The 6476-nt window shown below is 74.1% G+C and carries 5 protein-coding genes; 3 read left to right on the plus strand and 2 right to left on the minus strand.

Annotated elements, in window-relative coordinates; genetic code table 11:
- On the plus strand, positions 1–721 hold a 721-nt coding region (locus ACFPZN_RS55510), incomplete at its 5' end, for an aldehyde dehydrogenase family protein (RefSeq protein ID WP_378293419.1).
- Positions 722–735: 14 nt separating this feature from the next.
- Here the strand turns inward: ACFPZN_RS55510 and ACFPZN_RS55515 are convergent.
- Both ACFPZN_RS55515 and ACFPZN_RS55520 read right to left on the minus strand, forming a co-directional pair.
- Complete coding sequence (locus ACFPZN_RS55515) at positions 736–1716, minus strand: acyl-CoA dehydrogenase family protein (RefSeq protein WP_378293421.1); 981 nt, start codon at positions 1714–1716, stop codon at positions 736–738.
- Complete coding sequence (locus ACFPZN_RS55520) at positions 1713–2843, minus strand: acyl-CoA dehydrogenase family protein (protein ID WP_378293423.1); 1131 nt, start codon at positions 2841–2843, stop codon at positions 1713–1715. The genes ACFPZN_RS55515 and ACFPZN_RS55520 overlap by 4 nt, the downstream gene beginning before the upstream one ends.
- A 752-nt stretch (positions 2844–3595) precedes the next feature.
- Here ACFPZN_RS55520 and ACFPZN_RS55525 point away from each other — a divergent pair.
- Both ACFPZN_RS55525 and ACFPZN_RS55530 read left to right on the plus strand, forming a co-directional pair.
- Entirely contained in the window at positions 3596–5305 is a 1710-nt protein-coding gene (locus ACFPZN_RS55525) for an IS200/IS605 family accessory protein TnpB-related protein (RefSeq protein WP_378293426.1), read from the plus strand.
- A gap of 174 nt (positions 5306–5479) precedes the next feature.
- The gene (locus ACFPZN_RS55530; RefSeq protein ID WP_378293428.1) at positions 5480–6409 is read left to right on the plus strand and encodes a serine/threonine-protein kinase; all 930 of its coding nucleotides are present in this window, start codon (positions 5480–5482) and stop codon (positions 6407–6409) included.
- Positions 6410–6476: the final 67 nt, after the last annotated feature.

Raw genomic sequence — 6476 nt, forward strand, 5'->3', positions numbered from 1 at the left:
CAAGGACGTGCGGGACGCGGTCGTGGCCGCTCGCAAGGCGTTCGAGCCGTGGGCGGGGCGGACGGCCTACAACCGGGGGCAGATCCTGTACCGGATCGCCGAGATGCTGGAGGGCCGCCAGGCGCAGTTCGTGGAGGAGTTGCGCGCGGCCGGTCTGGGCAAGGCCGCGGCCTCGGCTGAGGTGGGGGCGGCGGTCGATCGGTGGGTGTGGTACGCGGGGTGGGCCGACAAGCTGGCCGCGGTGCACGGGTCGGCCAACCCGGTGGCGGGGCCGTTCTTCAACTTCTCCACTCCTGAGCCCACGGGTGTGGTCGGGGTGCTGGCACCGGATTCGGCGTTGCTGGGGCTGGTGTCGGTGCTGGCGCCGGTGATCGTGTCGGGCAACACCTGTGTGCTGGTGGCCTCCGAGCCGGCTCCGTTGCCGGCGGTGACGTTGGCGGAGGTGCTGGCGACCTCCGATCTGCCCGGCGGGGTGGTCAACATCCTCACCGGGCAGCGCGCCGAGCTGGCTCCGTGGCTGGCCTCGCACATGGACCTGAACGCGTTGGATCTGGCCGGGGTCGAGGCCGGGCAGGTGCCGGTGCTGGAGGAGGCGGCGGCCGGAAATCTCAAACGGGTTCTGCGTCCGCAGGAGGGGGCGGACTGGTCCGCAGCCCCCGGAACCGGGCGGATGACCGCGTTCCTGGAGACCAAGACCGTATGGCATCCCGTGGGCGTCTGAACGGCGCCGCGGTCTCACAGTGCCGCGACGACCCGGGCGCGGTGCTCGGCGGGGGAGCCCCACGCCGAGCGCAGCGCCCGGGTTTTACGGATCCACAGCGACGGGTCGTACTCGTCGGTGTAACCGATGGCGCCGTGCACCTGCAGGGCGATCCTGGCGGTGGCGTACGAGGCGTCCGACGCCGCGACCTTGGCGGCGGACACGTCCCGGCCGAACTCGGGCGTCCCATAGGACAGCGCCGCCCCGAACAGCAGCGGCCGCGCGAACTCCAGCTCCACCAGGGCGCCCGCCAGATGATGCTTGATCGCCTGGAACTCGCCGATCGGCCGTCCGAACTGCTCGCGCGTCTTCACGTACCCGGCCGAGACGTCCAGCAGCGCGCGGCCCAGCCCGATCTGCTGGGCGGCGCACAGGAGGACGCCGAGGTCGTACGCCGCCGCGGACGCCGTGCGCGCCGCGTCCCCGGAGAACAGGGGCTCGCCCGGGACGACCTCGAACAGCCGCCGGGCGGGGTCGAGCGAGGCCGCGACCGGCCCGCCGCCGGGTGCCGCCGCCCGGACCGTGTCGCCCGCGGCCAGAACCAGCCCAGCGATGTCCGCGTCCAGTGCGTACGGAACGGACGGGGGCAGTGCCAGCGAAACGAGCGCGTCCCCTTCGGCGATCTTCGGCAGCCACTCGGAGGAGGCGGGGCCGCCGAGCCGTCCCAGCAGTTCGGCGGCGGCGAGCGTCTCCACGACCGGGCCCGGGACCGCGTGCCGTCCGAGCACCTCCATCGCGGTGACCAGTTCCACCGGCAGCGGCCCGGCCCCGCCGTGCTCCTCCGGTACGGCCAGTGCGAACACCCCGGCCCCGGCGACCGCCGCCCACAGTGCGCGCCCCGGCGCGGCGTCGCCCACCGCCCAGGCCCGCACCGCGCCCGCCGTCCCGGCCTCGGCCAGCAGCTTGTGCAGGGTCTCGCCGAACATCCGCTGCTCGGCGTCCAGCACGAACCTCATCGCGACCCCCTCGGCAGGCCGAGCAGCCGCTCGGCGATCACGTTCAGCTGGATCTCGTTGGTGCCCGCGTAGATGGGACCGGCCAGCGCGAACACGTAGCCCTCCAGCCAGGAGGAGTCCAGCTCGCCGTCCGGGCCCAGCAGGTCCAGCGCGGTCTCGTGCAGCGCCACGTCCAGCTCCGACCAGAACACCTTGTTGAGGCTGGCCTCGGCGCCGATGTCGTCGGTGCGCGAGATCGTCTCGAAGCCCTTGAGCCGGTACGCGCGGGACCGGATCCAGGCGTCGGCGACCCGGTCGCGCAGCGCGGTGTCGGACGGCTCGGCCCGTTCCCGCCACAGCTCGGCGAGCCGGGCCGCGGCCGCGGTGAACCGGCCGGGGCTGCGCAGGGTGAGCCCGCGCTCGTTCCCGGCCGTGGCCATCGCGACCCGCCAGCCCTGCCCGGCCTCGCCGATCACGTCCTCGTCGGGGACGAACACCCCGTCCAGGAACAGCTCGGCGAACGCGGGCTTGCCGTCCAGCCGCCCGATCGGCCGCACGGTCACGCCCTCGGCATTCAGGGGGAACATCAGGTAGGTGAGGCCGCGGTGCCGCTGCGAGCCGGGGCCGGACCGGAACAGGCCGAACGCCCGGTCGGCGAACGCGGCGCGGGAGCTCCACGTCTTCTGCCCGTCGAGCAGCCAGCCGCCGTCGGTTCGGGTCGCGGTCGCGCGCAGCGCCGCCAGGTCGCTGCCCGCGCCGGGCTCCGACCACGCCTGCGCCCAGATCACCTCCCCGGCGGCCATCGGCGGCAGGATCCGGTCGAGCTGCCCGGGCGTACCGTGCTCGAACAAAGTGGGGGCCAGCAGGTTGACCCCGTTTTGGCCGACCCGGCCCGGCGCGCCGGCCGCGTAGTACTCCTCCTCGAAGATCAGCCAGCGCAGCGGGGAGGCGCCGCGCCCGCCGTAGTGTTCGGGCCACGACACCACCGAGAGGCGGGCCCGGCCCAGTTCCCGCTCCCACGCGCGGTGCGCGGCGAAGCCCTCGGCCGTCTCCAGCGACGGGAGCGGCTCGGCGGGCACGTGGTCGCGCAGCCAGGCGCGGACCTCGGCGCGGAAGTCCTCCTCGGCCGCCCCGAACTCGAGATCCATCCGTGGCCCTCCAAGGTTCTTTCTAACAATTGTTAGATAGATTAGTGTACCTGGGCGGCAGATGGGAGAGGGGCTCCCAACGCACCCGAGATCGACACGACCCGGCCGACCGGCGACCGCCGAGATCGCGGCGCGGAGCAGGATCGCTGGGGGATTCCAACCCGTGGCCCTCAGGAGAGGAGAACAGGTTGAGGTTCGCGGTTCGTCCGCCCGGCAACACGGAGCGTCCCCGCGCGAGTGGCGTCCCGACGGCGCGGCCCGCGGCCGTCCGCCGCGGAGGTCAGCCGGTACGGCGCCGTCGCCCGCAAGCCCTGACGGCCCGCGCGGGTACGGTGGCCGAAAAGAAATCCTCCGTGCGACGTCGAGAGCGAGGTCTCTGCTCCGTCCTCTGCTGCGAGGCGCCCACCGGGGGCGCCCGCGGCGCCGGTCGACCCGGCGCGGAGAGGAGCGGTCATGGACCGTCCAGTGGTGCACTTCGAGATCATCGGGAGTGATCCGGCGTGGGAGTTCCACACCGGGGACGCGGCCACCGAATCGGTCTCCGCGCCCGGCGCCTACGGGTTTGTGCCGGGGGAGACCACGGCCGGCGACGGCAGCGGCGTCGGCGGCGGGGAGGGGTTCAGACCTGTTGGTGGGAGAGTGTTCAGGAGTGTCCATGGATACCCACGCGCGCCCATGGCGATGTACCGTCACAGTGTCCGAGCAGCAAGAGTCGATTGCATGTTCGAGTTCTGTCACTTAAAGTGTTCGTCATGTCGCGTACCACTTCCGGTGGTGTGGCCGCCGAGACGGCGACCCGCCACACCGCCCCCGCCCGCACAGCCCGCCCCCCAGGCGGCGAGGTGCGTCCGGTCGCGGCGCCGTTCGTTGCGGCGGGCCCGCTCGGGGTGGCGGTGCGCGACCGTCTCAAGGGCCTGACCGCTGCCGACGAGCGGGTGCTGCGGCTGATAGGGGTGCATCTGGGGTCGCTGGCCGCGCGGGATCTGAAGGCCCGGTGCCGCGACGGCCTGGAGCATGATGCGGATCGGTGGGCGGCGCGTAAGCGGGAGTTGACGGGGGTGTCGTCGTCTCGGTGGGCCGGGAGCATCACCAAGGCCACCCATGACCAGTGGGCCCTGGCCCGCCACGCCCAGCACGCCCACGTCCAGGGATTGGAAGCGGGGGTGCGGACGCTGGAGCACCGGCTGTCCCAGCCCCTGGGAGCCAGGGGTGCCGGGCGGGCGCCGGGCGGGTACCGGTCCCGGCGGGAGTGGTTCGCCAAGTCCCGCCGCATGGCCGCCCTGAAGGACCGGCTCACCTGTGAGCGGGCCGACCGGGACGCCGGTATCGTGCACGTGGTGCGCGGCGGCACGAGGCTCGCCCGCACCCGCCACCATCTCGGCGATGCCGGGCTCACCGAGCAGCGGTGGCGGGAGCGCTGGGAGGCCCGGCGATCGTTCCTGGCCGCCGATGGCGAGAGCGGGAAGCGGTACGGCAACGAGACCATCCGCCTCACCCCCGGCGGCCAGGTGTCGATCCGCCTTCCCGCCCCCTTGGCGTCCTTGGCGAACGCTCCGCACGGGCGCTACGTCCTGGCCGCCCGCGTCGCCTTCCGGCACCGGGGAACCGAGTGGGCCGACCGCATCCAGGCGGACCGGGCGGTGGCCTACCGCATCCACCACGACCCCGAACGCGACCGCTGGTACCTGACCGCCTCCTGGCAGCGCACCCCCGCCCGCACCCTCCCTCTCCAGGCGGCGTGCGCCCGGGGTGTGGTCGGGGTGGACGCCAACGCCGACCACCTGGCCGCATGGCGGCTCGACCCCTGCGGCAACCCCATCGGCGACCCACACCGGTTCGACTACACCCTGACCGGCACCTCCACCCACCGTGACGCGCAGATCCGGCACGCCCTCACCCGCCTGCTGCACTGGGCCCTATCCTGCGGCGTGGCCGCCATCGCCATCGAAGACCTCGACTTCACCGGCGGCAAGACCCGGGAGAAGCACGGGCGGCGCAGGCGGTTCCGGCAGTTGATCTCCGGCTTCCCCACCGGGAAACTCAAGGCACGGCTGGTGTCGATGGCGGCCGAAGCGGGCTTGGCGGTCGTGGCCGTCGACCCCGCCTACACCACCAAGTGGGGCGCCCGGCACTGGCAGAAGCCACTGCGCACCCCACGCCGCGAAGTTTCCCGGCACGATGCCGCGAGCATCGCGATCGGGCGACGCGCCCTCGGGCACCCGATCCGGCGACGGACGGCACCGCCCCCTGCCCACCGGAGCGATGAGCAGGGGCATCGGACCGCCCAGGCCAGACCAGGCGCACGCGAGCGCGAGGGAACCCGCCCACCCCTCACGGAACCTGCACACGATGCACCCAGCCGGACGGGCAGACGAACGCGGGAGACCAGCGCATCCAACACCGTTCGGGATACGCGCAGTTCCAGGAGCCGGCATCAGATGCCACTCCTGCACACTGAATAGGAACGGTACGAGCCGCGCGTCCGCCGCGCCTCGCCCGGCGGCGTCACCGCGCCTTGACGAGATTGAGATCATCTCCGCCCGAACCCGGTTGCGCGGGACCGCGTCTCCCGGAGAGGGTCGTTCCCGTACGGCGGCGGCCGCCGGTACGGCGCGGATGTGAGGTGGCGACTGCCGATGGAGGCACTGCGGCCCGGGGACCCCCGGCGCATCGGCGGCCACCGGCTGCTGGGCCGGCTCGGCTCCGGCGGCATGGGCCAGGTGTACCTCGGACGCTCGCCGGGCGGCCTGCACGTCGCGGTCAAGGTGGTCCACCCGCACCTGGCCGAGGACGACGACTTCCGCCGCCGGTTCCGCCGCGAGACCGCCGCCGCCCGTTCGGTCGGCGGCGCGTTCACCGCCCCGGTCGTCGACGCCGACCCCGAGGCCGACCCGCCGTGGCTGGCCACCGCCTACCTGCCGGGGCTGCCGCTGCACGAGGTCGTGGCCGCGCACGGGCCGCTGCCGCCCGCCGCGGCGCTGGCGCTGGGCGCCGGGCTCGCCGAGGCGCTGGTCTCCGTCCACCGCGCCGGGGTCGTGCACCGCGACCTCAAGCCCGCCAACGTCATCCTCGGGCTGGACGGCCCGCGCGTCATCGACTTCGGCATCGCGCACGCCGCGGAGGCCAGCCTCGTCACCCGGGCCGGATCCGCGGTCGGCTCCCCGGGCTTCATCGCCCCCGAGCAGGCCCGCGGCGAGCCGACCGGGCCCGCCGCCGACGTGTTCTCGCTCGGCGCCGTGCTGGTGTACGCCGCGACCGGGACCGGGCCGTACGGCGACGGCCCGCCCCACCTCCTGATCTACCGCGCCGTCCATGAGCGGCCCCGCCTGGACGCGGTCGCCGACCCGGTGCTGCGCGCCATCGCCGCCGACTGCCTCGGCGCGGACCCCGCCGCCCGTCCCACGCCCGCGCGGCTGCTGGAACGGCTCGCGCGGCTCGTCCCGGACGAGGCGGACCTGCACGGCCTGGGCTGGCTGCCCGAGCCCGTCGCCGCCGGGATCGCGCTCGCCGGGGCCCAGACCCCGGCGGACGCGGCGGACTCGGTGATCGTCTGGACGGCGTCGTAGTCCAGCACGCACACGATCACCAGGGGGCTCGCGGCCGCGGCCTCGGCGGCGGTCGGCGCGGCGGAGG

Origin of the sequence: Actinomadura rugatobispora, from assembly GCF_042656285.1 — a bacterium.
GTDB classification, from domain to species: Bacteria; Actinomycetota; Actinomycetes; order Streptosporangiales; family Streptosporangiaceae; genus Spirillospora; species Spirillospora rugatobispora.